The 26,464-nt window shown below is 65.0% G+C and carries 25 protein-coding genes; 13 read left to right on the forward strand and 12 right to left on the reverse strand.

The window, feature by feature from the left end:
* The first annotated feature begins 198 nt into the window (after positions 1–198).
* Genes V9L21_RS10205 through V9L21_RS10225 form a run of 5 tightly spaced genes read left to right on the forward strand, consistent with a single transcriptional unit; the run spans position 199 to position 3,883 of the window.
* Complete coding sequence (locus V9L21_RS10205; RefSeq protein ID WP_337311488.1) at positions 199–969, forward strand: GntR family transcriptional regulator; 771 nt, start codon at positions 199–201, stop codon at positions 967–969.
* The gene (locus tag V9L21_RS10210) at positions 966–1,766 is read left to right on the forward strand and encodes a transporter substrate-binding domain-containing protein (RefSeq protein WP_337311490.1); all 801 of its coding nucleotides are present in this window, start codon (positions 966–968) and stop codon (positions 1,764–1,766) included. The genes V9L21_RS10205 and V9L21_RS10210 overlap by 4 nt, the downstream gene beginning before the upstream one ends.
* 38 nt (positions 1,767–1,804) lie before the next feature.
* Positions 1,805–2,461, forward strand: coding sequence for an amino acid ABC transporter permease (locus tag V9L21_RS10215; RefSeq protein ID WP_337311492.1), 657 nt, complete (start codon positions 1,805–1,807; stop codon positions 2,459–2,461).
* 17 nt (positions 2,462–2,478) lie between these two features.
* Complete coding sequence (locus V9L21_RS10220; RefSeq protein ID WP_157614875.1) at positions 2,479–3,132, forward strand: amino acid ABC transporter permease; 654 nt, start codon at positions 2,479–2,481, stop codon at positions 3,130–3,132.
* A complete protein-coding gene (locus V9L21_RS10225; RefSeq protein ID WP_337311496.1) occupies positions 3,116–3,883 on the forward strand; it encodes an amino acid ABC transporter ATP-binding protein in 768 nt (255 codons plus the stop codon). Before V9L21_RS10220 ends, V9L21_RS10225 begins: the two co-directional genes overlap by 17 nt.
* Before the next feature lie 15 nt (positions 3,884–3,898).
* Here V9L21_RS10225 and V9L21_RS10230 read toward each other — a convergent pair whose 3' ends face one another.
* Positions 3,899–4,861, reverse strand: coding sequence for a DUF72 domain-containing protein (locus V9L21_RS10230; RefSeq protein WP_337311497.1), 963 nt, complete (start codon positions 4,859–4,861; stop codon positions 3,899–3,901).
* A gap of 177 nt (positions 4,862–5,038) precedes the next feature.
* Between V9L21_RS10230 and V9L21_RS10235 the strand changes: the two genes are divergently transcribed.
* Genes V9L21_RS10235 through V9L21_RS10250 form a run of 4 tightly spaced genes read left to right on the forward strand, consistent with a single transcriptional unit; the run spans position 5,039 to position 7,363 of the window.
* Complete coding sequence (locus V9L21_RS10235) at positions 5,039–5,620, forward strand: DUF1439 domain-containing protein (RefSeq protein ID WP_337311499.1); 582 nt, start codon at positions 5,039–5,041, stop codon at positions 5,618–5,620.
* The gene (locus V9L21_RS10240) at positions 5,617–6,609 is read left to right on the forward strand and encodes a glycerophosphodiester phosphodiesterase (protein WP_337311501.1); all 993 of its coding nucleotides are present in this window, start codon (positions 5,617–5,619) and stop codon (positions 6,607–6,609) included. Before V9L21_RS10235 ends, V9L21_RS10240 begins: the two co-directional genes overlap by 4 nt.
* Entirely contained in the window at positions 6,606–6,884 is a 279-nt protein-coding gene (locus tag V9L21_RS10245; protein WP_337311503.1) for a hypothetical protein, read from the forward strand. Before V9L21_RS10240 ends, V9L21_RS10245 begins: the two co-directional genes overlap by 4 nt.
* A gap of 11 nt (positions 6,885–6,895) precedes the next feature.
* Positions 6,896–7,363: a DUF411 domain-containing protein gene (locus V9L21_RS10250; RefSeq protein WP_337311505.1), complete on the forward strand. Its 468-nt coding sequence runs from the start codon at positions 6,896–6,898 to the stop codon at positions 7,361–7,363.
* 29 nt (positions 7,364–7,392) lie between these two features.
* Here the strand turns inward: V9L21_RS10250 and V9L21_RS10255 are convergent, their stop codons facing one another.
* The gene (locus V9L21_RS10255; protein WP_337311507.1) at positions 7,393–8,691 is read right to left on the reverse strand and encodes an NAD(P)/FAD-dependent oxidoreductase; all 1,299 of its coding nucleotides are present in this window, start codon (positions 8,689–8,691) and stop codon (positions 7,393–7,395) included.
* Positions 8,692–8,731: 40 nt separating this feature from the next.
* Here V9L21_RS10255 and V9L21_RS10260 point away from each other — a divergent pair, with 40 nt between their 5' ends.
* Complete coding sequence (locus V9L21_RS10260; RefSeq protein WP_337311509.1) at positions 8,732–9,781, forward strand: P1 family peptidase; 1,050 nt, start codon at positions 8,732–8,734, stop codon at positions 9,779–9,781.
* A 7-nt stretch (positions 9,782–9,788) separates the two neighbouring features.
* Entirely contained in the window at positions 9,789–11,183 is a 1,395-nt protein-coding gene (locus V9L21_RS10265) for a TAXI family TRAP transporter solute-binding subunit (RefSeq protein ID WP_337311511.1), read from the forward strand.
* Between the two features lie 65 nt (positions 11,184–11,248).
* Here V9L21_RS10265 and V9L21_RS10270 read toward each other — a convergent pair whose 3' ends face one another.
* Positions 11,249–12,532 carry a PQQ-dependent sugar dehydrogenase gene (locus V9L21_RS10270; protein WP_337311513.1) on the reverse strand — a complete coding sequence of 428 codons (1,284 nt, stop codon included), beginning with the start codon at positions 12,530–12,532 and terminating at the stop codon, positions 11,249–11,251.
* A gap of 109 nt (positions 12,533–12,641) precedes the next feature.
* Positions 12,642–14,303: an energy-dependent translational throttle protein EttA gene (gene ettA, locus V9L21_RS10275; protein WP_337311515.1), complete on the reverse strand. Its 1,662-nt coding sequence runs from the start codon at positions 14,301–14,303 to the stop codon at positions 12,642–12,644.
* Positions 14,304–14,602: 299 nt separating this feature from the next.
* Here ettA and V9L21_RS10280 point away from each other — a divergent pair, with 299 nt between their 5' ends.
* Positions 14,603–16,417 carry a DEAD/DEAH box helicase gene (locus V9L21_RS10280; protein ID WP_337311517.1) on the forward strand — a complete coding sequence of 605 codons (1,815 nt, stop codon included), beginning with the start codon at positions 14,603–14,605 and terminating at the stop codon, positions 16,415–16,417.
* Positions 16,418–16,493: 76 nt separating this feature from the next.
* Here V9L21_RS10280 and V9L21_RS10285 read toward each other — a convergent pair whose 3' ends face one another.
* From V9L21_RS10285 to V9L21_RS10300, 4 genes are read right to left on the reverse strand one after another with little or no spacing between them, the layout of a single operon-like run.
* Positions 16,494–17,216: a hypothetical protein gene (locus tag V9L21_RS10285; protein ID WP_337311519.1), complete on the reverse strand. Its 723-nt coding sequence runs from the start codon at positions 17,214–17,216 to the stop codon at positions 16,494–16,496.
* A gap of 21 nt (positions 17,217–17,237) precedes the next feature.
* Complete coding sequence (locus V9L21_RS10290) at positions 17,238–18,839, reverse strand: hypothetical protein (protein WP_337311520.1); 1,602 nt, start codon at positions 18,837–18,839, stop codon at positions 17,238–17,240.
* A complete protein-coding gene (locus V9L21_RS10295) occupies positions 18,836–20,563 on the reverse strand; it encodes an Hsp70 family protein (protein ID WP_337311522.1) in 1,728 nt (575 codons plus the stop codon). Before V9L21_RS10295 ends, V9L21_RS10290 begins: the two co-directional genes overlap by 4 nt.
* A gap of 45 nt (positions 20,564–20,608) precedes the next feature.
* Positions 20,609–21,040: a hypothetical protein gene (locus V9L21_RS10300; RefSeq protein WP_337311524.1), complete on the reverse strand. Its 432-nt coding sequence runs from the start codon at positions 21,038–21,040 to the stop codon at positions 20,609–20,611.
* A 202-nt stretch (positions 21,041–21,242) separates the two neighbouring features.
* On the opposite strand from V9L21_RS10300, the gene V9L21_RS10305 reads away from it, so the two are divergent.
* Positions 21,243–22,256: an endonuclease/exonuclease/phosphatase family protein gene (locus tag V9L21_RS10305; RefSeq protein ID WP_337311526.1), complete on the forward strand. Its 1,014-nt coding sequence runs from the start codon at positions 21,243–21,245 to the stop codon at positions 22,254–22,256.
* A gap of 24 nt (positions 22,257–22,280) precedes the next feature.
* Here V9L21_RS10305 and V9L21_RS10310 read toward each other — a convergent pair whose 3' ends face one another.
* The 4 genes from V9L21_RS10310 to V9L21_RS10325 form a co-directional block, all read right to left on the reverse strand.
* Positions 22,281–23,477, reverse strand: a complete 1,197-nt coding sequence (locus V9L21_RS10310; protein ID WP_337311528.1) for a mandelate racemase/muconate lactonizing enzyme family protein — start codon at positions 23,475–23,477, stop codon at positions 22,281–22,283.
* Between the two features lie 72 nt (positions 23,478–23,549).
* Positions 23,550–24,560: a TRAP transporter substrate-binding protein gene (locus V9L21_RS10315; protein WP_258501533.1), complete on the reverse strand. Its 1,011-nt coding sequence runs from the start codon at positions 24,558–24,560 to the stop codon at positions 23,550–23,552.
* Between the two features lie 47 nt (positions 24,561–24,607).
* Positions 24,608–25,909 (reverse strand): TRAP transporter large permease, encoded by a 1,302-nt coding sequence (locus V9L21_RS10320; RefSeq protein ID WP_337311530.1) that lies wholly within the window; start codon positions 25,907–25,909, stop codon positions 24,608–24,610.
* Entirely contained in the window at positions 25,906–26,451 is a 546-nt protein-coding gene (locus tag V9L21_RS10325) for a TRAP transporter small permease (RefSeq protein WP_258501537.1), read from the reverse strand. Before V9L21_RS10325 ends, V9L21_RS10320 begins: the two co-directional genes overlap by 4 nt.
* Between the last annotated feature and the right edge of the window lie 13 nt (positions 26,452–26,464).

Consider the following 26,464-nt stretch of genomic DNA (forward strand, 5'->3'; position numbering starts at 1 on the left):
AAATAAAGGAGGAGGCCGCAGGCCGGGGGACATTCGCGGAGAAAGGTACCCCGTCGGCGGGTGCGCCGCCCCGAACAGCGGCGCCCAAAACAAGCGCCTCGAACCAAGCTCCACGCACCACCGGCATGCAGCGCAAACCCATTTCGGTGCACATATCTTGCATACCAGTTGGCACAAAAGCTGCTGGTATGCAGACCAATGTCTACATCCGCATCCGAAATCAGTGCACGCATCGTCGAAGCGGTGATGGCGCAGAAGCTCGCCCCCGGTTCGCGCCTGGGCGAACAGCAACTGGCCATGCTCTTCGACTGCAGCCGCACCATCGTGCGCGAGGCCCTCACCCGCCTGGCAGCGCGCGGCATCGTGACGGTGAGCGCACGGCGCGGCTGGTTCGTTATCGAGCCTTCGCAGGAAGAAGCGCGTGAAGCCTTCGAGGCGCGCCGCGTCATCGAGCTTGGCCTGATCCGCAGTACGGGCAGCACCGGCAAGATCGACAAGACCGCGCTGCGCCAGCTGAAGGCGCACCTTCAGCGTGAAAAGGCGGCGCTGAAGGAAAGCGACGTCGGGAACCGCAGCTTTCTTCTGGGCGACTTTCATGTGTGCCTGGCCGAATGCCTGGGCAACACGCTGCTGGCCGACACGCTGCGCGACTTCACCGCGCGCACCACGCTGATCGCCATGCTTTACCAAAGCACGCACGATGCAGTGCAGTCGTGCGAAGACCACGTGCAGATCGTTGCCGCACTCGAACGGGGCGACCACGCCGCCGCCGAAGCCCTGATGGCTGCGCATATCGGCACCGTGCAGTCCGCACTGCGTGTGCAGGCGCCGACCGATCCCCTTGCGCAACTGCGCGATGCGCTGGCGCCGCTGCAACAGAACACCGCGGCCAGGCCAAAGCGGCGCAAGGCGGCCGCGTCTTCTCCCAATGACACCGATTCTTCGACTTACCTAGGAGCCCTGCTATGACTTTCTCTTCGTCCAAACGCCACCTCACGCTCGCGCTTGCTTCCGTTGCCATGCTGGCCGCAGCCGGCACCGCCCAGGCCCAGAACGCCCTGGATAACGTGCTGAAGGCCAAGACCATCAAGATCGCCGTGCCGACCGACTACCCGCCGTACGGCTCGGTCGACAAGAACATGAAGCCCCAGGGCCTGGACGTTGAAATGGCCGAGCTCATTGCCGCCAAGCTGGGCGTGAAGGTCGAGCTGGTGCCCGTGACCAGCGCCAACCGCATTCCCTACCTGCAGACACGCAAGGCCGACCTCGTGATTTCGACGCTTGGCAAGAACGCCGAGCGCGAGAAGGTCATCGAGTTCTCTTCCGCCTACGCCCCCTTCTTCCAGGCCGTGTATGCAGCCAAGAGCATGAAGCTCACCAGCTTTGCCGACATGGCAGGCAAGACCGTGGCCGTGACGCGCGGTGCCATGGAAGACCAGGAGCTGAACAAGGTGGCGCCGCCCAACGTCGACTACCGCCGCTTCGAGGACAACAACGCGACCATCGCCGCCTTCGTGGCCGGCCAGACGCAAACCCTTGCAACCAGCGCGGCGGTGGCGGGCGACATGCTCGCCAAGAACCCGAAGGTGAGCGCTGAATTCAAGCTGCTGCTGAAAGACAGCCCCTGCTTCGTCGGCGTTGCCAAAGGCGAAACCGCATTGAAGGCCAAGGTCAACGAGATCATTGCCGCCGCCAAGAAGGACGGCACGCTGGACACCATGTCCAAGAAGTGGCTCGGCAAGGCCGCCGGCGACCTGCCAGTCTGATCGCCCGCTGACCTCCCACGAGTAAAGAAGGCGCGGCCATGGAATTCGACTTCGGTGCAGTTCTTGTCGATTGGCGGCTGCTCGCCAAAGGGGTGGCCTGGACGGTGGGCCTCACGGCCATCGCCACCCTCATCGGCATGGCCGTGGGCGTGGCCTGCGCCTGGGCGCGCGCCAGCGGGCCTGCATGGCTTCGCTGGCTCGTCGGCAGCTATGTAGAGTTGATCCGCAACACGCCCTTCATCGTGCAGCTGTTCTTCATCTTCTTCGGGCTGCCCGCGGCGGGCGTCAAGCTCACGCCGGAGACGGCTTCCGTGATTGCGATGGTGCTGAACCTCGGCGCCTACGCCACCGAAATCATTCGCGCCGGCATCGAGGCCACGCCCAAGGGGCAGATCGAAGCGGCCGTGAGCCTGGCGCTCAACAAGGTGCAGGTGTTCACCCGCGTCATCTTGCCGCCGGCGCTCAAGAAGGTATGGCCCGCCATGGTGAGCCAGATCATCATCGTGATGCTGGGCTCCGCGGTGTGCGGGCAGATTTCCACCGAAGAGCTGAGCTACGCGGCCAATCTCATCCAGAGCCGCAACTTCCGCGCGTTCGAGGCCTTCATCATCGCCACGCTGGTGTACCTGGCGCTTGCCGTGAGCCTGCGCCGGCTGCTCAACTGGGCCGGGCCGAAGTTCTTCTTCGGCCGTTGAAAGAAGAGGAAAACCACATGGTCGATTTTTCTCTCTGGGACATCCTGCGCAACCTGCTCATGGCGCTGCGCTGGACCGTCGTGTTGTCGCTCATCGCCTTCATCGGCGGCGGGCTGGTGGGCGGCCTGCTGTTGTTCCTGCGCTTGCGCGGGGGCAGCATCATGAATCGCGCCGTCGGCCTGTACGTGCAGCTTTTCCAGGGCACGCCGCTGCTCATGCAGCTGTTTCTTGCCTACTTCGGCATTGCGCTGTTCGGTGTCGACGTGTCTGCGTGGACTGCGGCCAGCGTGGCGCTCACGCTCTACACCAGCGCCTTTCTCACCGAAATCTGGCGCGGCTGCGTGGCCTCCATTCCCAAGGGTCAGTGGGAAGCCTCGGGCAGCCTGGCGCTGAGCTTTGCCGAGCAGATGCGCCATGTGATCCTGCCGCAGGCCGTGAAGATCGCCATTGCGCCGACGGTGGGCTTTCTGGTGCAGGTGATCAAGGGCACGGCGCTCGCCTCGGTGATCGGCTTTGTCGAGCTCACCAAGGCCGGCAGCATGATTTCGAACGCCACCTTCCAGCCCTTTGTGGTGTTCAGCTGCGTGGCGCTGCTTTACTTTGTGCTGTGCTTTCCGGTAAGCCTGTACGCCAAGAACCTCGAGAGGAAATCCCATGGCCGCCGTGCTTGACCCCCAGACCTCCGCCGCGCCGATCGTGCGCGTGACCGCGCTGCGCAAATCGTACGGCGCCAACGAGGTGCTCAAGGGCATCGACCTTGAAGTGAAGCGCGGCGAGGTCATCGCCATCATCGGCAAGAGCGGCTCGGGCAAGAGCACGCTGCTGCGCTGCATCAACGGGCTCGAGGTGTTCCAGGAAGGCTCGCTCACGGTCGACGGCAAGCCGCTGCTGCACGAGAGCGCCATGGCCATGCGCGAGCTGCGCCAGCGCGTGGGCATGATCTTCCAGAGCTTCAACCTGTTTCCGCACCTCACCGTCGGCAAGAACGTGATGCTCGCGCCCACGCTGGTGAAAAAGCGCAGCAGCCTGGAAGCGGCCTCGCAAGCGCGCAAGCTGCTCGACCGGGTGGGCCTGGCCGAGAAGTTCGACGCCATGCCCGACCAGCTTTCGGGCGGCCAGCAACAGCGCGTGGCCATTGCACGCGCGCTGGCAATGGAGCCGGCGGTGTTGCTGTGCGACGAGATCACCTCCGCGCTCGACCCCGAACTGGTCGGCGACGTGCTGCGCGTGGTGGAGTCGCTGGCCGATGAAGGCATGACGCTTCTGATGGTCACGCACGAGATGAGCTTTGCGCGCAAGGTGAGCGACCGGCTCATCTTCATGCACCAGGGCCGCGTGCATGAGATGGGTCCGCCGGCGGAGCTGTTCGGCAACCCGCAAACGCCCGAGCTGAAGCAGTTTCTCTCGTCGCTGCACGACTGAGGCGGAAAGCTTTCGCTACTTGCGCGCCCGCGCCTTCGCACGCTTGCCCACCACCATTCCAGGTGGCGGATCGAAGTTGTCGTCGGGCCCGATGCCGGTCTCCACGCCGAGCCGGGCCGCCAGGTGCGCAGCGTCGTACGGTGCATGCACCTTCACGTCGTTGTCGAAATAGCAGTACACGTCGCGCCCCTTCTTGCGTGAGAGCAGGCGCGAGGGGTCGGCCAGCCTTGCGTCCGTGACCTGCCGCCCGTTGCGCCAGGCCTCGATGCGCTCGGCCCAGCGGTCGAGTGCCTCGTCGCTATAGCCGCTGGCGTAGAGCTCCTTGTCGCCGTGCAGCCGCATGTAGACGAAATCGGCGCAAAGGTCTTCGAGCAGGGGCCAGCGCCCTGCGGTGTCGGCAACGACCAGCGCAACACCGTGGCGGCGCAGCATCGCGATGAAGTCCGGGTTCTCAAAGCTCGCATGCCGCACCTCCATGGCGTGCCGGATCTGCAGCTTTGCAGGCACCTTCAGAAACGCGCGGTCGTCATCCAGCTTTTCGTTGTGTTGCCGCGCCAGCGCAAGGGCAGACCGGCCGTCCCGCGGCAAGAGCGCCAGAAACTCCTCGAGCCGATCGGCGTTGTAGACGAAGGACGGCGGCAACTGCCACAGGATCGGCCCCAGCTTGCCGCGCAGCGCGAACACGCCCGAGGCAAAGAAGTTGGCCAGCGCGGTACGCGGCTCCTTGAGCCGCAGGTTGTGCGTGACGTAGCGCGGCCCCTTCACCGCAAAAACAAAATCGTCGGGCGTCGCGTCATGCCACGCCTGGTACGACACGAGGCGCTGCAGCGAATAGAACGAGCCGTTGATCTCGATGGTGGGGAGCATGCGCGAGGCAAAGTCGAGCTCGAGGCGCTGCGCCAGGCCTTTCGGGTAAAAACGGCCCCGCCATGGTGCATAGCGCCAGCCAGAAATTCCGATTCGCGTGGCACCGGGCATCGTTCGTTTCTTGTTCGTCTTTTTTGGCTGAAGACTTGAACCTGGCCCGCCAGGCGCCGCCGCGGCGTAGGAGATTTTCCTGTTTGCATAGCAGCGCGGGGACCCTGCAGCGCCCCGCATCTGTCGGCCCCCCGCAGCTGGCCGGAACCATGCAGGCTGTGGCAAGCTCCGAGAAGTATGCAAATCCGCCCCCTGCCCTTCACCTCCCGCCGCTGGATGCTGCGCACGCTATTGGGCGCCGCGGCCCTGCAGTCGCCGCTCTCGGCGCTGGCCGGCTTCAACTTCTTTACCAGCGAATACACCGCGACCCGCGATGAGCTGCAAACGCAGATCGCCAAGCGCTTTCCGGTGGCCGAGCGTTATGCCGAGATCTTCATGGTCGGCCTGCGCGACCCGCAGCTGGGCCTGGACGCACGAGGCAACCGAGCGGCCATCACCGCCACGCTGACCATTGCGAGCCCCCTGCTGGCCACATCGCCCGTGCAGGGCGTGGTCTCGGTCAGCAGCGCGCTGCGCTACGACGCCGCCACGCGCGCGCTGCGGCTCGACCAGCCCAAGGCCGAACGGCTCGAGCTGCAGGGCGTGGAAGGGCGCGATGCGGAGCGGCTGCAGAAGATGGGCGCGGTGGTGGCGCAGGAACTGCTGCAGGGCCAGGTGCTGCGCAGCTTTACCGCGGACGAGCTCACGGTAGGGCGCAAGACTTACGAGATCGGCGACATCACCGTGCAGGACGACGGCATCAAGGTACAGCTGAAATGAAAATCCCACTGCTCGCCGCCGCATTGCTCATTGCGGGCTGCGCGGCCATTCTTCCCACGGCCAAGCAGCACTTCGAGCTGCAGGCCCATCGCGGCGGGCGCGGCCTTGCGCCAGAGAACACCCTGGCGGCGTTCTCCAGGGCCATCGACCTGGGCGTGACCACGCTCGAGCTCGACATCGGGCTCACGGCCGACGGCGTGGTCGTCATCTCGCACGACACCGCGCTCAATGCCGACCACACGCGCGACGCGAATGGCGCATGGCTTGCATCGAAGACAGGCCCGGCCGTTCGTTCGCTGACGCTGGCGCAGCTTCAGGGCTACGACGTGGGCCGGCTCAACCCCGCAAGCAACTATGGCAAGCAGTTCGCGCTGCAGCAGCCGCGCGACGGCGAGCGCATTCCCACGCTGGCGGCCCTGTTCGACCACGTGCGCGCACGCGGCGCAAGTGCGGCCACGGTCCGCTTCAATATCGAAACGAAGATCGACCCGACCAGGCCCGACGACACCGCCGCACCCGAGCCGATGGTGCGCGCCCTGCTGGCAGAAATCGACAAGGCGCAGATGGGCGGCCGGGTGACGATCCAGAGCTTCGACTGGCGCACGCTGGCGCTGGTCAGCCAGCTTGCGCCTCAGTTGCCGCGGGCTTACCTGAGCTCCCCGCGCACGCTCAAGGACAGCCGCTGGACGGCCGGCCTCAACGCGGCCGACTTCGCTTCGACACCGCAACTGGTCAAGGCCGCCGCCGGCAAACCCGGCGCGCCCGTGGCCTGGTCACCGGCCTATGCCGACCTGACGCCGGCTGCCATCAAGGAAGCGCAGAAGCTCGGCTTCAAGGTGCTGCCCTGGACCGTGAACCAGCGCGCCGACATGCTGCGGCTCATGGACTGGGGCGTGGACGGCATCATTACCGACTACCCCGACGTGCTGCGCGACCTGATGCGCGAGCGCGGCCTTTCGCTGCCGCCGCCCGGAAAGGCCGGCACATGAGCGCGGCACTGCAACTCGACGCCATCGGCGCGCGGATCGACGCACTGCGCAGCGGCCGCGGCGAATCGATCACCGCACTCTCGAACGAGGCGCGCGCAAGCAGCGAACTGCTTGCGGCTCTGCCGCCGCGCTATGGCGAAGTGCTGCTGAACCTGCTCGACCGGCTGGAATCGAGCGCCCTGTTCAGCGAAGAGAGTTGTTCCTTCAGCCAGAAAGACCTGCTCGACAACCTGCAGGTATGGGTCGACAAGGCCCGTGCGCAACTCGCGTCTTGAGGAGAATCGATATGCAAAGACGAACCCTGCTTCTGCGCGCCGCCCCGGTGCTGGCGCTCGCATCGACGACAGCATGGCCCCTGGCCGCATTGGCCGCCGCTCCGATGGTTGAAATCTGGAAAGACCCGAACTGCGGCTGCTGCCAGGATTGGGTGAAGCACCTCAACGCGAACGGCTTCGCAACCCGCGTGCACGGCAGCGGCAACGATGCTGCACGCGCGCGGCTCGGCATTCCCACCAAGCTGGGCTCGTGCCACACCGGCCTGGTCGGCGGCTATGCGCTCGAAGGCCACGTGCCTGCGCGCGAGGTGCACAGGCTGCTGCGTGAAAAGCCGAAAGCCGTCGGCCTTGCCGTGCCCGGCATGCCGGTGGGTTCACCCGGCATGGACGGCGCCGCCTACGGGGACAGGCGCGATCCCTACGACGTTCTGCTGGTGCTCGCCGATGGCGGCAGCCGCGTCTACCAGAGCTACCGCTGAGGCGGAACCGCGCCGAGGGAACGCTCCGGTCAGCTGAAGCGGCCAGGGTCGAAAGGGGCAAGCGGCGTCTCGGGCGTTGTGCCCGCAAGCAATTGCGCCGCGAGCTTGCCGGTGCGCGCAGACCCGCACAGGCCAACGTGCCCATGCCCGAAAGCCAGCACGACGTCGGTGCTCGCCTTCGAGGCACCGATGCATGGCAGGCCATCGGGCAGGCTCGGCCTGTGGCCGAGCCAGTGCTTCACCGAGGTTGAATCCGCTGCCTGATCGCCGAGCGCGGGGAACATCGATTGCAGATGCCGGTGCAGGATCTCTGCGCGGCGCCAATCGGGCGCGGCTTCGAGCCCGCCGATCTCGACCTGCCCCGCCGCGCGCAAGCCGCCGTCCATCCAGTGCGCGATGAGCTTGCCGTCGGCCACCATGGTCGGTGTGCGCGGACCCACCGCGGCTCCTTCGACGACGACGTGATAGCCGCGCTCCGATTCCAGAGGCACCGGGGAACCGGCTGCAGCGGCCAGCGGACCTGAGCGTGCGCCGGCGCAGACCGCAGCGGCATCGCAGGCGATTTCACCGGCTTCCGTCAACACCGCGCGCAGCCGGCCGCCTTCGATGCGAAAACCCGTGGCGCGCGTTGCCGCGCGCTGCGCACCGGCGCTGAGTGCATGCTGCGCCAGCGCAGCCACGTAGGCACCCGGGTTGCGGCAGTGGCCAGCCTCTGGCACGAAGATGCCGAGCGTGTAGCGCGCGTCAAGGTCGGGCTCGCGCTGCCGCAGCTGCGGCTCTGCCCATTCCTCCCACTGCACGCCGGTGCGCCCACGCACGCGCCAGCCGAGCGCGTCGCCCTCGAATTCTTCGCGCGAACGGTAGGCATGCAGCAGTCCGCGTTGCTCGATGAGTTGCGGCACGCCGGCCTCGGCGGCAAGCCGTGCGTGCAGCGCCGGCGCGTCGGCGAGCAGCGTGCGCAATGCGTCGGCGGTGCGCTGCACGCGTGCCTCGGTCCAACCCGAAGCCAGGTAGCGCAGCAGCCAGGGCAACGCGCTCGGCAGGTAGCGCCAACGCAGCGCCAGCGGCCCCAGCGGATCGGCCAGCCAGCCCGGCACCTTGCGCCATGCACCCGGCAATGCGGGCGGCACCACCGAATGCGAGGACAACCAGCCCGCATTGCCGTAGCTCGTCGCGTGCGGGCCGCCGGGTTCGCCGGGCTCCACCACCGTCACGCGCAGGCCCGCGCGCAGTGCCTCGATGGCGGTTGCGCTGCCTACCGCGCCCGCTCCGATCACGACCACGTGGCGCACAGCACCGCCCGCGGAGAAACTTCTTGCAACTGTCATGGCGCCTATCGTAGAGGGCGCGGTCCCATAATCGGCCGCCATGCCTGCTTCGTCATCCGCACCTTCTTCTCTTTCCTCGTCTTCAGGCGCTATCACCGATGTTGCCGGCATCGAAGTCGGCCACTTCTCAGATACGCGCCGGCCCACCGGCTGCACCGTGATTCTTGCCCGCGAGGGCGCCGTGGCCGGCGTCGACGTGCGCGGCGCCGCACCGGGCACGCGCGAGACCGACCTGCTTGCGCCCGGCAACCTGGTGCAGCAGGTGCACGGCATCATGCTGGCGGGCGGCAGCGCCTGGGGCCTTGCCGCGGCCGAAGGCGCGATGCGCTGGCTCGAGGAACGCAACATCGGCATGGACGTGCGCTTTGGCACCTTGCCCATCGTGCCGGCCGCCGTGCTGTTCGACCTGCCCATGGGCGATGCGCGCATCCGCCCCGATGCGGCGGCCGGCTATGCAGCCTGCGAGGCGGCCACCCGAGATGCGCCGGAAGAAGGCAACGTGGGCGCCGGCAGCGGCGCGCTCGTGGGCAAGCTCTTCGGCGTGCACCGCGCGATGAAGGGCGGCATCGGCACGGCCTCTGTCACCGTGGGCGGCGTGACGGTGGGCGCGCTCATCGCGGTCAATGCGCTGGGCGACGTGATCGACCCCGACACCGCGCAGCCCGTGGCCGGCGCGCGCACCGAAGACGGCCTTGCACTGCTCGACACGCGCCGCGCGCTCTTGCGCGGCGACCTGCCCAAGCCGCTGCTCGCGGGCACCAACACCACGCTTGGCGTGATCGCGACCGATGCGGTGCTGACCAAGGTGCAGGCCAATCGCCTCGCCAGCGTGGCGCACGACGGCCTCGCGCGCGCCATCAACCCGGTGCACACCATGAGCGACGGCGACACGCTGTTTGCGCTGGCCACCGGCCGTGTTCCGCTCGAAGGCCCCGGCGCCGAATTCAGGCCCGGCATGACCGTGCTCGGCACCATGGCGGCCGAAGCAGTGGCACGCGCCACCTTGCGCGCGGTGCTGGCGGCCCGCGCCGTCACCGTCGGCGATTTGCATGTTCCCTGCGCGGGCGACCTCGCAGCAACGAAAGGTTGAACTCCCCATGGCCATGCCCAAGACGCTGAAGCTGATCCTGCTGTCGATACGCGACCTGATCGCCTCTGCCGGTCCTGTCGTGTTCCTTGTGATCGGCGTGCTGATTGCCGCCTACTGGTGGCTGCAGCCGCAGCCGCCCAAGCACGTGACGCTGGCCACCGGCCCCACCGGCAGCGCATACGCGCAGTTCGGCAAACGCTATGCCGAAGTGCTCAAGAGCAGCGGCATCGAGGTGGAGCTCAAGGCCACCACGGGATCGACCGAGAACCTGCAGCTGCTGCGAACCGGCGGCGCCGACGTGGGCTTTGTGCGCGGCGGCAGCGCCGACCCGGTGGCCGACGAAGAAGCCGGCCTCACATCGCTCGGCAGCCTTTTCTTCGAACCGATATGGCTCTTCTATCGCGCCGACACCGCGCAGAAGATCGACCGCAAGACAGCCACGCTGACCTCGCTCACGCAGCTGCGCGGCTTGCGCGTGAACGTCGACATGCCGGGCAGCGGCCTGCCGGAGATCATGGACAGGCTCTTCAAGGCCAACCACCTGGAAGCCGACGCGCTGCAGCTGTCGAACCTTGAACAGGCGGCCGCGGCCGAGGCGCTGCAGGCGGGCCTGCTCGATGCCATCGTGCTGTCTTCGGCGCCGCAGTCGCCGCAGGTGCAGCGCCTGCTGCGCGCACCCGACATCAAGCTGATGGACTTCGGCCAGGCCGACGCGTATTCGCGGCGCTTTCCCTTTCTTTCGGCAGTGACGCTGCCGCGCGGCGTGGTCGACCTGTCGAAAGACCTGCCGCCCTCGGACGTCACGCTGCTCGCGGCCACCACCTCGATGCTTTCGCGCGACGAAACGCACTCGGCGCTGCGGCAGCTCTTCGCGCAGGCCGCCCAAGGCCTGCACAGCGATGCCGGCTGGTTCAACCGCGCGCGCGACTTTCCGAACACCCGCACCAGCGAACTGCCCGTGAGCCCCGAGGGCGACCGCGCCATCAACGGCACGCCGCCGTTCTGGCAGCGCTATCTTCCGTTCTGGGCCAGCAACCTGATCGAGCGCATGTGGCTGGTGCTCGGCGGCCTGCTGGTGCTGATGCTGCCGCTGAGCCGCGTGGTGCCGCCGCTTTACCAGTTCCGCGTGCGGCGGCGCGTGTTCCGCTGGTATGCGCGGCTGCGCGACATCGAAGCCAAGATCGATGCGCAGCAAGGCGGACGCGAGGAATTGCTGAGCGAGCTCGAAGAGCTCGACCGCGTGGTGAACAAGGTGGCCGTGCCGCTTTCTTACGCCGACGAGCTCTATGCGCTGCGCAACAACATCCACACGGTGCAGCGGCGCGTGCAGCTGCGCTGGCCGCAGCCGGGCGACTTCGCGCCCCGCACGCCGCCGCCGAAAGAATCCACAGAAAGCGCTTGACTTGGAGCGCGCTCCAAGCTGCGACCCGCGTCGCGGGCACAGCTTGATCTCTTGAGAAAGCGCCGTCAGCGCTGAAGGCGCAGCAGCTTGCCGTTGTCGGTCAGCACATAGAGCCAGCCGTCCGGGCCCTGGCGAACATCGCGCACACGCTCGCCGCGGTTTGCGAGCAGGCGCTCGCGGCCGATGACAGTGTCGCCGCTCAGCGTGAGCCGCCAGAGCGCGGTACCGGCCAATGCCCCGACGAACAGGTTACCCTGCCACTCCGGGATGTTCATCGCGGTGTAGAAGGCCATTCCGCTCGGCGCGATCGACGACTTCTGCGTGCCTGGGGTCCAGACCGAGCCGTCGATCTTTTCCCACCAGGTCACGGGCTGCTCCATGCCCGCCTTGCTGGTTCCCTCGCCCACCTGGGTGAGGGTGCCGTACTCCTGGCCATAGCTGATCACCGGCCAACCATAGTTGCGGCCTGCCTGTGTGAGGTTGATCTCGTCGCCGCCCTGCGGGCCGTGCTCGCTGGTCCAGAGCTGGTCCGTGCCCGGCCGCATCGCGGCGCCCTGCGGGTTGCGGTGGCCGTAGCTCCACAGCTCTGGCTGCGCGCCAGCGACACCGAAGTCCGGATTGCCGGGCGCCGGGGCGCCCTCCGTCGTAAGGCGTGCCACCTTGCCGTTGCCGCGCGACAGGTCTTGCGCGAATCCGCGCTGCGCGTCGATCTGACGGTCGCCCATGGTCACGAACAGGTAGCCCAGGCGGTCGAATGCCAGGCGTGAGCCGTAGTGCCCACTGCTGCCGCTCACCTTGGGAGCCTGCCGGTAGATCACCGTGACATTGCTCAGCGTGCGATTGGCGGTATCGAGTTGGGCGCGTGCCACGGCCGTGCCGTTGAGCGCGGTGTTCGCGCTGTCGCGCTCGGCGAAGCTCAGATAGATGCGGCCGTTGCTGGCAAAGGCCGGATCGAGCGCCACGTCGAGCAGGCCGCCCTGGCCGTCGGTATCGACCACCGGTGCACAACACACTGTGTCGGCCCCACCATTGACGGGCGTGCCATCGGCGTTGCGCAGCCGCAGTTGACCGCCGCGCTGAGTGACGAGCATTCGGCCATCCGGCAGAAAAGCCATGCCCCAGGGGTTCGACAGGTCGGTGGCCAGTTCCGTCACGCGGAGCGGGCCGGAAGGCTGTGCAGGCGTGGCGCCGGGAACGGGTTGAGGCGCCGGTGCTGGGGAGGGGGTCGTGACCGCGGCCGGCGTGCCCAACGGGGCGAGCGAAAAGTTGCCGCCCCCGCCGCTCCCTCCGCCGCAACCGGCCAGCCATATCGGTGCGGTGAACCAGAGGATGCGTGTCGACATCGTCATGACCGGCCTCTTTCGACAGAATGAACCGCACCATGGTGACACCGCGACCTACCCGGCGCAAAGAAAAACCGCCCGAAGGCGGTTTCATTTGGTAAGCACCGCGGCAGCGTTACTTCAGAGCCTTGTAGCGCATGCGCTTGGGCTTGGCGCCTTCTTCACCCAGGCGCTTCTTCTTGTCGGCTTCGTACTCCTGGTAGTTACCGTCGAAGAAGGTCCATTGGCTGTCGCCTTCGGCGGCCAGGATGTGCGTGGCGATACGGTCGAGGAACCAGCGGTCGTGGCTGATGACCATGACCGTGCCGGCGAACTCGAGCAGTGCATCTTCCAGGGCGCGCAGCGTTTCAACGTCCAGGTCGTTCGACGGTTCGTCAAGCAGCAGCACGTTGCCGCCCGCAATAAGCGTCTTGGCCAGGTGCAACCGGCCGCGTTCACCGCCCGACAGCGTGCCGACCTTCTTCTGCTGGTCGGCGCCGTTGAAGTTGAAGCGGCCCGCATACGCGCGGCTCGCCATCTGGAACTTGCCGACGTTGATGATGTCCAGGCCGTTCGAGATGTCTTCCCACACGGTCTTGTCGGACGCCAGCTCGTCGCGGTGCTGGTCGACGAAGGCCATCTTCACGGTCTGGCCGATGACGACCTCGCCCGAATCCGGCTTTTCCTTGCCCGCGAGCAGCTTGAACAGCGTCGACTTGCCGGCGCCGTTCGGGCCGATGATGCCGACGATGGCGCCCGGCGGCACAGTGAAGCTCAGGTTGTCGATCAGCATGCGGTCGCCGAAGGACTTGCTGACGTTGTGGAACTCGAACACCTGCTGGCCCAGCCGCTCCGCCACAGGAATGAAGATTTCCTGCGTCTCGTTGCGCTTCTGGTATTCCATGTCGCTCAGCTCTTCGAAGCGGGCCAGGCGTGATTTGCTCTTGGCCTGGCGAGCCTTCGGGTTCTGGCGCGACCACTCGAGTTCCTTCTTCAGCGCCTTGGCGTGAGCTTCTTCGCTCTTCTGCTCCTGCGCCAGGCGTTCGCCCTTCTGCTCGAGCCAGGTGCTGTAGTTGCCCTTCCAGGGAATGCCGCGGCCGCGGTCCATTTCCAGGATCCACTCGGCGGCGTTGTCGAGGAAGTAGCGATCGTGGGTAATGGCCACCACGGTGCCCGTGAAGCGCTGCAGGAACACTTCGAGCCACTCCACCGATTCGGCGTCCAGGTGGTTGGTCGGCTCGTCGAGCAGCAGCATGTCGGGCTTGGACAGCAACAGGCGGCACAGCGCCACGCGCCGCTTTTCGCCGCCTGACAGCAGGCCGATCTTTGCGTCCCACGGTGGAAGGCGCAATGCGTCGGCCGCAATTTCCAGTTGATGCTCGGAATCGGTGCCGGCGGTGGCAATGACGGCTTCGAGCTGGGCCTGCTCGGCCGCCAGCGCGTCGAAGTCGGCGTCTTCGGCACCATAGGCGATGTACACCTCTTCGAGGCGCGCCTTGGCCGCAAACACCGCGCCCATGGACTCTTCGACCGATTCGCGCACGGTGTGCTCGGGGTTGAGCTTGGGTTCCTGCTCCAGGTAGCCGATCGTCATTCCCGGCATGGGCAGCGCCTCGCCCTCGAACTCCTTGTCCACGCCCGCCATGATCTTGAGCAGCGTGGACTTGCCCGAGCCGTTCAGGCCGAGCACGCCGATCTTGGCGCCAGGGAAGAAAGAGAGCGAAATGTCTTTCAAGAGCTGCCGCTTGGGCGGCACGGTCTTGCTGACACGGTTCATCGAATAGACGTATTGAGCCATCTGTGGATAGTTACCTTGGGTAGCGGAAATTGGGGGAAAGCGCGGGCGCCCGAAGAAGCTTTCGGACGCGGCAAACCACCGATTATCGACTCATGCGACAATAAGCACCGTTGCCGGGTCCAGTTGCCCGCAGCACCGGCTCTCTGCCGGGGACGAAGAAAGCCCTTTCCAACCCTTTTGCGAGGGCGGACTTTCCGGCTCCCACCCCTGACCTTCATCTGCCTTGACTGGCTCGGCGTTACCAAAAGACGCCAAGCGGGCCGATGCCACTGCGCCGTGTATGGCGCTTATTGTTTCCAATGAATTTTGACGAACTGAAGCTGGCCCCCGCCATCTTGAAGGCTGTGCACGAGCACGGTTACGACACCCCCACCCCCATCCAGGCGCAAGCCATTCCCGCGGTTCTCGAAGGCCATGACCTTCTGGGCGGCGCCCAGACCGGCACCGGCAAGACGGCCGCCTTTACCCTGCCGATGCTGCACAAGCTCAGCATGAGCGCCAGCGCCACCAACAAGTTCGGCGGCATCGGCATTCGTGCCCTGGTGCTCACCCCCACGCGCGAACTCGCGGCCCAGGTCGAAGAGTCGGTCCGCACCTACGGCAAGTACCTGGAGCTCGACTCCACCGTGATCTTCGGCGGCGTGGGCATGAACCCGCAGATCAGCAAGCTCAAGAAGGGTGTCGACATTCTCGTGGCCACCCCCGGCCGCCTGCTCGACCTGCAGCAGCAAGGCATGCTCGACCTGAGCCAGGTCCAGATGCTGATCCTCGACGAAGCCGACCGCATGCTCGACATGGGCTTCATCCACGACGTGAAGAAGATCCTCGCGCTGGTGCCCCGGGAAAAGCAGAGCCTGCTGTTCTCGGCCACCTTCAGCGACGAAATCCGCGACCTGGCCGCCACGCTGCTCAAGAACCCGCAAAGCATCCAGGTCACGCCGCGCAACACCACCGTGCAGCGCATCACGCAGGTGATCCACCCGGTGGGCCGCGGCAAGAAGAAGGCGCTGCTCGCGCACATCATCAACGAGAACAAGTGGAGCCAGGTGCTCGTGTTCACGCGCACCAAGTTCGGCGCCAACAGCGTGGCCGAGTTCCTGACCAAGAACGGCATCGAGGCGATGGCGCTGCACGGCAACAAGAGCCAGAGCGCACGCACGCAGGCGCTGGCCGGCTTCAAGAGCGGCGACATCCGCGCGCTGGTGGCCACCGACATCGCAGCCCGCGGCATCGACATCGACGAACTGCCGCACGTCGTCAACTACGAAATCCCGAACGTCAGCGAAGACTACGTGCACCGCATCGGCCGCACCGGCCGCGCCGGTTCGAGCGGCGAGGCCGTGAGCTTCGTCTGCATGGACGAAGAAGGCTTCATGCAGGAAATCGAACGCTTCACCAAGCAGACGATCCCGGTGCAGTTCGTCGAAGGCTTCGGCCCTGAAGAAGGCGAGCGCGCCGAGCCCATCGCCATGGGTCGCCAGACGATCTGGGGCGGCGCCGGCCGTCCGCCGAGCCGCGACGTGATGCAGGCAGCCGCCAAGGCCGCCCGCACCGAAATGCTACAACGCATTCGCGAAAACAAGGCCGGCCAGGGCGGCGGCGAGCGCGCCGGTGGTGGTGGCGGCAACGGCGGCGGTCAACGCCGCGGCGGCCAGGGTGGCGGTCAGGGCCGCAGCGCCAATGGCGGCGGCCAAGGCCAGGGACAAGGTCCGCGCGGCCAAGGCGGCGGCCGACCGGCACAAGGCCGTGGACCGCAAGGCCCGGCGCGCGCACCGCACCACGCGCCCCAGCATCATCAACAGAATCATCTGCCGCACGACGAGCGCCAACCGCGCCATCACGGCAACAGCCACAGCCCGACGCAAGCTAACCAGGTTGCGCACCTGCGCGCCGAAGCGGTCGCGGGTGGCGACGGCCAACCGGATCCGTTGCGCACGAGCGTCGACCACATGGGTGGCGGCCGCGGTCGCGGCGGCCGTTCGGGCGGCGGCGGTGGCGGCTACGGCGGCAACCGTTCGGGCGGCGGTGGCCGCTCGGGTGGCGGCGGCTACGGCGGCGGCGGTGGTGGCAACCGCTCCGGCGGTGGCGGCGGCGGCCGTTCGTTCGGCCGTTAAGCCGAAGCGCGGGTAGAGCAGCTACCCCGCAATTGAAAAAGGGCACCTCGGTGCCCTTTGTTTTTTTCGGAGTCGGTCAGCGCGGCGGCGCCGTGCTCGCCCGAATGTTCCTGGCGATCCTGGTCGCCAGCGCGTTCACCGCGTCGTCGTAGCTGCGGGTGACCTCCTGCTGCTTCGCAACCAGTTCACCGAAGCTTCCCCAACGATCGCGCGCATTTGCCGGCACGCTGCGGGAAGATTCGCCGCTCGCATCGGCACCGTAGTAGATCGTTTCGGAGTACACGGAATCGTGGTCGCTGCCGGTCATCAAGTCGACGCTCAGGTTCACGCGCGGCACGTAGTCGGTCGAGAACCGCGCCGAGTACATGCCGACCTCGTTGAAGTAGACATGCAACACCGGCTCCGACGTCGGCAGCTTGCCGTAGGCGATGTGATCCGGCGAAGCCGCGGGCCTCGAGACACCTTCGAGCGCTTGCGCCTGGTAGCCCAGCGCGTTCAGTTGCTGCACCAGCGCCGCCGTCATCTTCGGCCCCATGTCCTTGCGAACGGCCTCCATGCGCTCGTTGAATTCAGAACCCTTCACACGATCGGCAATCGACTGCCACAGCACGCCGAGCGGAACGCCCTTGTTCTCGGTGTGCAGCTTGTCGATGGGCGCCACGGGAATCACCATGATGCGGGTGACGGTGGGGAGTTCTGGCGCAGTGGCGGGGCTGGAGCCGCAGCCTGCGAGCAACAGGGCGCCTGCGAAAGCGCAAGCCAGAAAGATGCGGTGAGATTGAGTGCTGCAAAGCGTCATGAGTTGATCGATTCGGAAGGTTCAGTTGGTTTTGCACGCAGCCCAGGGATATTGCGACCCGATTGCTGCTCTCGCGCTTGCGACGTCGATCGGACGAGCCGGCCCCACCAAATCTTTCAGGCGATAGCGTGCGGTTTGCCTGCCGCCCTCAGGCGCCGGCCAAGCGTCTGTATGTTCTAGAAATGTGTACAGAGCGGGGCTCAGGCGCTGGTAGGGCCCGCTGCTTTTGTGCCGGCAGCTCGCCGCGGTCTCGATCAGTCGCCTAGCGGCCGGTTCATCGCCTTCGGCCAGCCAATTCGCGGCATTCATGAAAGACTCGACACCGTCGCAGCTTCCACCCTCAGACGGGCCGAAGCTCCGCCCGTCGTCCAGATTGAGACGGATCGCTTCATAGGGCATCAGCACGTAATAGAAAACGGCACGGAGGTCTTGGTCGCCCGCGCGGGGAATCAAGCGGTTGGCGATCGCCGTCACGACCAGAAGACCTTCCTTGTCTGCGCAATTTTCCGGGGGCAGCTGCGCCGCACACTTTTGCAGAGTCCCAACCGAGGACAGCGCGATATTCTTCCAATTGGTTCCTTGGGCGGCCGCGAACGCACGCTGGCATTCGATGGACGCCTGCCGGGCTTCCCCTTCTGTGACACGCGACAACACCAGCGCAAAGATTGCCAGCGCCACCGGGACAATCAACAAGGTGACTGCCGCGCGCCAAACGGTACTTGAACTCAGCAACTTATTGAGCCCGCGCTTCGATCGCTCGACAAGCGGCGCATGCGCATGGGCTTGCGCCCATCGCTCCAGGTGCCCAGGCGCAAAGAGCACGGAGCCGAGCGGCGTATGTGCATTGATCTCTTGCTCGGGTTTCCATAGCCTGAGCGCGCTGGCGGCAGTAGGCTCTGCGGAAAGCAGCAGCATCCGCTGAAGCCGCGCTTGAGAGGTCTGGCTGACTTCATCGAGCACCGCATTCATGATGGAGCCGGAAAACCCCATGCGCGAAAGATGCCTTGCGCCATCGACGCGCCAACCGAACACTTCGGCTGCGGCAAGAAGCAGCGCGCCGTTGCAAGGTCCAAACCGTCGTATGCGCAGGGCATCCACAAGTAACACTTCGAATGCATCTCGCCGCGCCAACGAGGTCATTGCGTCTGTTTCGATGATCCCCCGGAGCACCATGATCGCAGCATCAACGTTGTCGGAGGCGAAGGTTGCCGAGCGTTCCAGTTGCTCGATGAGTTCTTCTGACGCAGGAACATCGACTGGCGGCAATTCCGATTCGAAGACGTACGGCTTCTCGTCATCAAGCGCCGTTTCGACGTCTATATCAGAGGGCGCACTCGCAGGCTCTGCTGCGCTCGGATTCACCGATTCGGATCGGCCGAAGCTCCCTCCGGCAAAGGGATCCAGCCCATGCTCCGAGTCAAGCTCAAAGTCTGTTGATTTCCTTGCACCTTCGATCGCCAGTGCCTGTTCGTAGTCATGCCGGAGCTGTGCAAAGCGTTCGGGCTCTGTGGCGGTATCGATCAGCTTCAGTGCCTGTGCATAGGCACGCTTGATCGATCGGGTGTCGGAATCGGGCGGCAAGCCCAGGCGCGCGAAGCAGCCCGTCAGGTCGAGGGAAGTCATTGCTCTTCGTCCAGCAGGAATCTGTCTTTTTCCACTGCGGCGACCAGCAACTCAAGCTGCGTGCGCGCCGTGGCAATAGCGCCTTCTTCCTGCGTATCTAGCGCCAGTTCGAAGCGACTGATGGAAACAGAAAGATGCTCGCGTGCCTGCCCCAGGAGCTGCTGATGCAGGCGTTCAGCGCGCGCAAGCAGCGTGCGGGTTTCCAGCTTCTCGCGCGGATGAATCTTGAGCTGCTTCAAAGCCGCGAGCCGATTTGCAATCTCTTCGGGGGAAAGACGATCCGTCGAGTTCTGGATCACAAGTTGCCGCGGCGCGCCGGCAGGCCGATCATCCTTCACCGGTGTTGCTTCAACCTCCAGCAGCCCGCTTGCGTCATAGGTGAAGCGCACATCGGCTCCGACCTCGCCCACTCGCCCTTTCGGCATCTCCAGATCGAACTGCCCCAGCAGGATGTTGTCCTGGACACGTCTTGCCTCACCCTGGTAGACCATGATCCGCAACAGGCTCTGGAAATCAGCCACCGGAAAGAAGCGCTGCACCCGGCTGGCAGGAATTACCGTATTGCGATCCAGGACCGGCGCCATGAATCCGGTCGCGAGGCGGCCGTCGCCAAAATGGCGCGACGTTTCGATGCCGAGGGTGTAGGGACATACGTCTGTCAACACCCGCTCGGCCAGTGCGGCGTCGTTCATCTTCAGACCGGCTTGGACGGCGGCCCCCATTGCGACGACTTCGTCAGGGTTGATGGCAGTCTCGGGAAACCTGCCGAACATCCGAGCCACGAGCTGCCGCACCGCGCGCAATCGCGTGCTGCCGCCTGCGAGCACAACAGCCTCGAGTTCACTGGAACGAATCTTGGCATCGCGCAATGCCCGCTCGATGGGGGCCCGCAAACGGTCCAGCAAAGGTGCAATCACTGTTGCCAAAGTCTCGGCGGACAGCACCATGGTGTGCTCGCGCCCCTGCGCCGTAATGGAAATCGTGACGCTCTCGCGTGTTTCCAAGGCACGTTTGGCTGTTTCTACGCGCGCAGCAATCTGGGCCCGAAGCGGGGCATTGTTGGCCAGCTTGTCCGGCAGCTTGGTATGCGCGATGAAGGCGCTCACCAGCAGCGAATCCACATCTTCGCCGCCCAGATGGTTGTCGCCCGCCGTTGCCCGGACCTCCATGACGCCATCGAACATTTCGAGAATGGAGACGTCGAATGTTCCGCCACCGAGATCGAACACCAAAAACTGCGTTTCGCTGTCTCGTTGATTAAGCCCATACGCGAGCGCCGCAGCTGTAGGCTCGTTGAGCAGGCTGATCTGCGCGAAGCCCGCCAAAGCGCCGGCGGATCGCGTAGCCTGCCTCTGTGCATCGGAAAAATATGCCGGCACAGTGATGACTGCCTCTTGCACTGTCTCCCCGAGAAAGGCCTCGGCGTCAGCTTTGAGCGATTGGAGAACGAGCGATGAAAGCTCCTCGGCGCGAAAACGCCGCGTCGCAAGATCGAACTGCTTGGCGGTGCCCATCGCGCGTTTGAATGCCCCCACCGTGCGCGATGGATGGCTTTGCAAGCGTTCGCGCGCCGCCCGGCCAATCAGGATGCTCTCATCCTCGTCGACGCTCACGACCGAGGGCGTCAGAAATTCGCCGAGTGCGTTTGGAACAAGTTGGGCGCGCCCATCACGCCAGATGGCCACCAAACTGTGGGTGGTCCCAAGGTCAACTCCGATGATCATCGTTTCCCGTTTTCGCTTTTGTATGTGAGAACCGAAAAACCAACCTCAGAGCCTCCCTGTGTCCGCGGGGTTGTGCACGATCTGGATCAGCACGTCCGGCGTGTAATTCCTGGTGCGCGAGATCTCGGCGATTTCTCCGCCCGCAGTGCCGGCGAAGACGAGGACGCCCTGCCCCTTGTAGGCAAGGTAGTGGCGCCAGCGGTCTGTGCCGTTATAGGTGGGAATCCAGGCCTTGCCGGTGTTCCGGACGGTCTCGGCGTTGGGCTTGCCCGCGATCTTGATGACTTCGGCGTAGCTCATGCTGGGCCGCAGCTGCGCGAAGGCCGTGCCGGTCACCGGCTGGCCAACAACTGTGCGCTCTTCGTCTTCTTCCGCCGAAACCAGCGCGCGCCGGCTGGGCTCGTACAAAGGCGCGGACCGGCAAGCGGCAAGTGCGATGCACGCCAGCAAGATGGCGCAGGTCGATCGAATCTTCATGTTTATTTCCTCCCGTTCGGAATTTGATGCAGCGCCGAATTGTCGTTTTACAAATGCGGACACAAACGTTGCAAGAACGCAAATTCCGCACATTTCTCGCGCTTTTTGTCAGCTGCGCAACAAAGCGGAGTCGATCGTCTTTTCCCGTTAATACGAAAGGCGTCGCGCCGCGCGTCACGCGGTCCCGACACAATCCCAAGCCATGCAGTACATACCGCCCAACTACGCCACCCTCTTCGTTGCGACTTGCAATCTGCTGAATCTCGCGAACCCGCACCGCGTGTACTACGAGAACCAGGACGCCTACGACGAGCGCGAATACGAACGCAAGATCGGCTGGATCGGCGAGCGCTTTCACGCGCTGAATGCCGACGTGCTGGCGGTGCAAGAGGTCTGGGACGAGAGCGCGCTGAAGGCCGCGATTGCGCGCAGCGGCTTGCGCTATGACTTCGTTTCGGTACCCGGCGCCGAGAACACGCCGCCGCACAACGGTGCACAGGGCACACCGCGGGTCGGCATTGCCACGCGCTTGCAGGTGGACCATGCACAGTCTTTTGTCGACTTTCCGCCCGGCTTCGGCGTCGACGTGCCGGGCCTGGGCCCGCACACGCGCTTCGAGCGCCCGCCCTTTCTGGTCACGCTGCGCATGAAGCACGGGCAGCAGGTGCACGTGCTTACGGCGCACCTCAAATCCAAGCGCCCGAAATTTTTGCAAGACGCACAAGGCAACCACCTCGAAGACCGGGAGGACCGCAAGGTCGGCGCCATGGCTTCGCTGCGCTCGCTGGTCATGCGGGGCGTCGAAGCGGCCGCCCTGCGCTGCATCGTGATCGACCTGCTGCAAGGCACGGACACGCCGCTGGTGGTGATGGGCGACTTCAACGACGAGCCGCATAGCGTGACCACGCAACTGGTGGCCGCCACTTCCGATGTGGCCTACGACAAGGCCGCGCGCGACGTGGCGCTCTTCAACGCCTACGAGATGCAGGGCGAGTCGGCACTCAAGAAAGACGTGGCCTATTCGCACATCCACCAGGGCTTTCCGGCGGTGCTCGACCAGATCTTCGTGAGCGAGGAGTTCGTTGCGGCAAGCCGGCGCAGCCTGGGCGACGTGCGCCGGGTCGATTATTTCAACGACCACCTGCACGAAGGGCGCGACCGCTCGCGCTCGGACCACGGCTTTGTGCGTGCGCTACTGAGGCTGCGCACCGACTGAGCCCCGGAGGCAACGAAGCTCGGATCAGAGCTTGGAAACCCGCACCATCGCATCCGGACGCTTGTGCAGGTCGGGCAGCAGTTCGAGGCCGAGCCCGGGCTTGTCGTTCAGGCTGATCATTCCGTTCTTGACCTTCGGCAGCTCGGTGACGAGTTCCTTGTACCAGCCGGTGAAGAAAGCTCGCACGCTCTCCTGGATGAGTGCGTTCGGCGCATGCAGGCTCAGGTGCGTCGACGCGGCCCAGACCACCGGGCCGGTGCAGTCGTGCGGCGCCACCGGCAGCTGCCATGCATCGGCCATGGCGGCGATCTTGCGTGCTTCGGTGAGGCCGCCGCACCAGCTCAGGTCGAGCATGGCAACGCCGGCCACGCCGGTCTGCAAGTAGTCCTTGAAGCCCCACTTGTAGCTGAGAGTCTCGCTCGCGCAGATGAGCGCATCGCAATCCTTCGCGTACTGCTTGAGCAGATCGAGACTGTCCATGCGGATGGCGTCTTCGTGCCAGAAGGTGTTGAACTCTTTCAGCGCACGGGCGATCTTTTGCGCCATGGGCAGGCGCCACAGGCTGTGGAACTCGACCATGATGTCCATCTTGCTGCCCACGGCCTTGCGGATCTTGCGGAACGGCTCCAGCGCCGTGTCGAGATCGGCGTTGCTGATGTACTGGCCGTGGCTCTTTTCGGCAGCCGGGTCGAAGGGCCAGATCTTCATGGCCGTGATGCCTTCGGACAGCAGCGATTCGGCCAGCTCGTCGGCGTGGTGCAGAAAGCCCTGCAAGTCTTCGTAGGGCCCGTTGCTGTTGGCCAGGCCCCAGTTGGAGCTGGTCTGGTTGGTGGCGCTGCGGATGTACTGGTAGCCGGCGCAGGTGTTGTAGATGCGGATCGCATCGCGGCTCTTGCCGCCCAGGGCGGTGTGCACCGGCATGTTGGCGGCCTTGCCGAACAGGTCCCACAGCGCAATGTCGACGGCCGAGTTGCCGCGCGTTTCCACGCCCGATCCGCGCCAGCCCAGGTAGCCGGTGATGTCGCGGTTGCGCGCCTCGATCTGCAGCGGATCGGTGCCGAGCAGCTTGAGCGCCGCCCATTCATGGAGGTAGGCTTCGACCGCCTCGGCGCCCATGAAGGTTTCGCCAAGGCCGACCAGGCCCTCGTCGGTGTGCAGGCGCACCCACACGATGTTGGGAAACTCGCCCAGGCGGACGGTTTCGACTTCGGTGATCTTCAATTTTTGAAACTCCAGAAAAAAAGGGCCGCGGCAGCTTGCGCTGCGCGGCCCCGATACCAAGTCAGGAATCGATCAGCCGCCGCGCGCCTTCTTCAGCGCGTCGGTGACCACGCCCACGGCTTCGGCGCCGATGTTGGGCACGTTCTTGTCGTACACCGGCTTCACCTTGTCCAGCATGCGCTTCTGCTCGGCCGGCGACACGTCGTTCACCGTCATGGTCTTGCGCAGGTTGGCGAGCGCCTTCTCGTTGAGTGCACGATTGGCTTCGCGCTGGACCTTCTGGCCTTCCTTGGCGGCTTCGCGCAGCACGGCCTGCTCTTGCGGGTTGAGCTGGTCCCACAGCTTCTTGCTGTAGAGGATGAGGAACGGCGTGTAGGCATGGCGCGTCACGCTCAGGTACTTCTGCACTTCGCTGAACTTCGAGGTTTCGATGGTCACGAAGGGGTTTTCCTGGCCGTCGATGGTGCGGGTTTCAAGTGCGGTGAACACCTCGCCGAAAGCCATGGGCACGGCATTGGCGCCCAGGGTCTTGAACGAGTCCAGGAAGATGTTGTTCTGCATCACGCGCAGCTTCACGCCTTCGAAGTCCTCGGGCTTGGCCACGGGCTTCTTGCTGTTGGTCAGGTTGCGGAAACCGTTTTCCCAATAGGCCAGGTTCACCAGGCCCGCAGCTTCGAGCTTCTTGTTGAAGTATTCGCCGGCGGGGCCGTCGAGCACCGCATCGGCCTCTTTCTCGTTGGCAAACAGGAAAGGCAGGTCGAACGCACCGAGCTCCTTCACGATGCCGACCAGCGGCGAGCTGGAGGTGCACACCATCTCCTGCGTGCCTGCGCGAAGCGCCTGCGTGGCCGGCAGGTCGCCGCCCGCGGCGCCGCCCCAGAAGGCGACGATCTTCATCTTGCCGCCGGTCTTGGCGGCCAGCACCTCTTGCATCTTCTTGACGCCCACGCCCACGGGGTGGTCTTCGTTCACGCCATTGGTGAACTTGATCGTGCGCTCGGCAAATTGCGCAATGGCACCGGTCGATGCCAGCAGGCCGCCGGCCACGAGGGCGGCGGTCATCAGGGTTCTACGGAACAACATGCTTTGTCTCCTTCGATTGAGGTTGAATGAACTGACGAAAAAATTGACTAGCGACCCATCCACCACTGGAGCGGAACGGTCACGATCTGGGGAAAGAACACCAGCGCGAACAACACCACCAGGTGCGCGATGAAGAACGGCATCACGCCCTTGAAGGCGTCGTCCATCGAGATGCGCGCTACGCCGCTCACCACATTGAGCACCGTGCCCACGGGCGGCGTAATGAGGCCGATGGCGTTGTTCATGATGAACAGCACACCGAAGTACACCGGGTCGATCCCGGCCTTGAGCACCACCGGCATCAGCACGGGCGTGAGGATCAGCACCGTGGGCGTGAAGTCGAGCGCGGTGCCCACGATGACGATGAGCACCATCATCACGAACATCAGCAGGATCTTGTTGCCGAGAAACGGCTCGAGCAGCGACACCACCTCGCCGGGGATGTTGGCTACGGTAATGAGCCAGGCGCTCACCATGGCGGCCGCCACGAGGAACATCACCACGGCTGTCGTCTTGCCCGCGGCCAGCGTGAGGCGGTACAGGTCCTTGAACTTCAGTTCGCCGTACACGAAGAGGCCCACGATCAGCGAGTAGACCGCCGCCACCACGGCGGCTTCGGTCGGCGTGAAGATGCCGAACTTCATGCCGCCGATGATGATGACGGGCAGCGCCAGTGCCAGGCTGCCCTGCGCCGTGACCTTGAGCCGCTCGCCCCAGCCCACGCGCGGCGCGGACTTCACGTTTTCCTTCTTGGCGACGATCCACCAGGCAATGCCCACCGCCAGGCCCATCAGGATGCCCGGCACGATGCCGGCCAGGAACAGCTTGGTGATCGACACGTTGCCGGCCACGCCGAACACGATGAGACCGATCGACGGCGGAATGACGGGCGCAATGATGCCGCCCGCGGCAATCAGGCCGGCCGAGCGGTTCAGCTGGTAGCCGGCCGCCTTCATCATTGGAATCAGCAGCGCGGCCAGCGCGGCCGTGTCGGCCACGGCCGAGCCTGACAGCGACGCCATGATGATGGCCGCCAGCACCGCCACGTAGCCCATGCCGCCCCGGTAGTGACCGACCCACGCCATCGCCAGGTTGACGATGCGCCGGCTCAGCCCGCCGGCATTCATGAATTCGCCGGCCAAGAGGAAGAACGGCACGGCGAGCAGCGGGAAGTTGTCGGCGCCATCGACGAAGCGCTGCGCAATGATCTGGCTGTCGAATGCCGGCAGGCCGCCGGTGTAGGCCAGCCAGCCCATCAGCGACACGCCGCACACCAGCAGCGAATACGAAATTGGAATGCCCAGCGCCATGGCACCGAGCAGCGACACGATGAAGATGGTGACTGTCATTGCGCCACCTTGCCGTGTGCGGACACTTCGAGCACTTGCTCTTCGGATTCCATGACCTGAATCAGCTCCTGCTCAGGGACTCTTCCGCGGAACAGCCGCCACAGCTTTTCGATATTGAAGATGCCCATGACCACGGCAACCACGTAGCCGATGCCGTAGATCCAGATCATCGAGATGCCGACCACCGGCGAAATATTGGTGACCTGCAGCTCGTGCATTTCGTAAGTGCCCATGAGAAACAGCACGTTGCAAAACAGCATGAGCGACTGGCTCATGAAGAAGCAGAACTTCTTGCCACCGAGCGGTAGCCGCTTGATGAGCGTGTCGACACCCAGGTGCGCGCCTTCGCGCATTGCCACCATGGCACCGATGTAGGTGAGCCAGATGAAGCAGTAGCGCGACATTTCGTCGGACACGGAAATGCCCGAGTTGAAGCCGTAGCGCAGCACCACGTTGCCGAACACCATGACGACCATGGCCACCATGCATACCACTACCAGGAATTCCAGCACGCGGAAGAACCCGTCGATCACTCTATTCATAAACCATCTCCTG

Source organism: Variovorax sp. CCNWLW235, assembly GCF_037204085.1.
Classification (GTDB): Bacteria; Pseudomonadota; Gammaproteobacteria; order Burkholderiales; family Burkholderiaceae_C; genus Variovorax.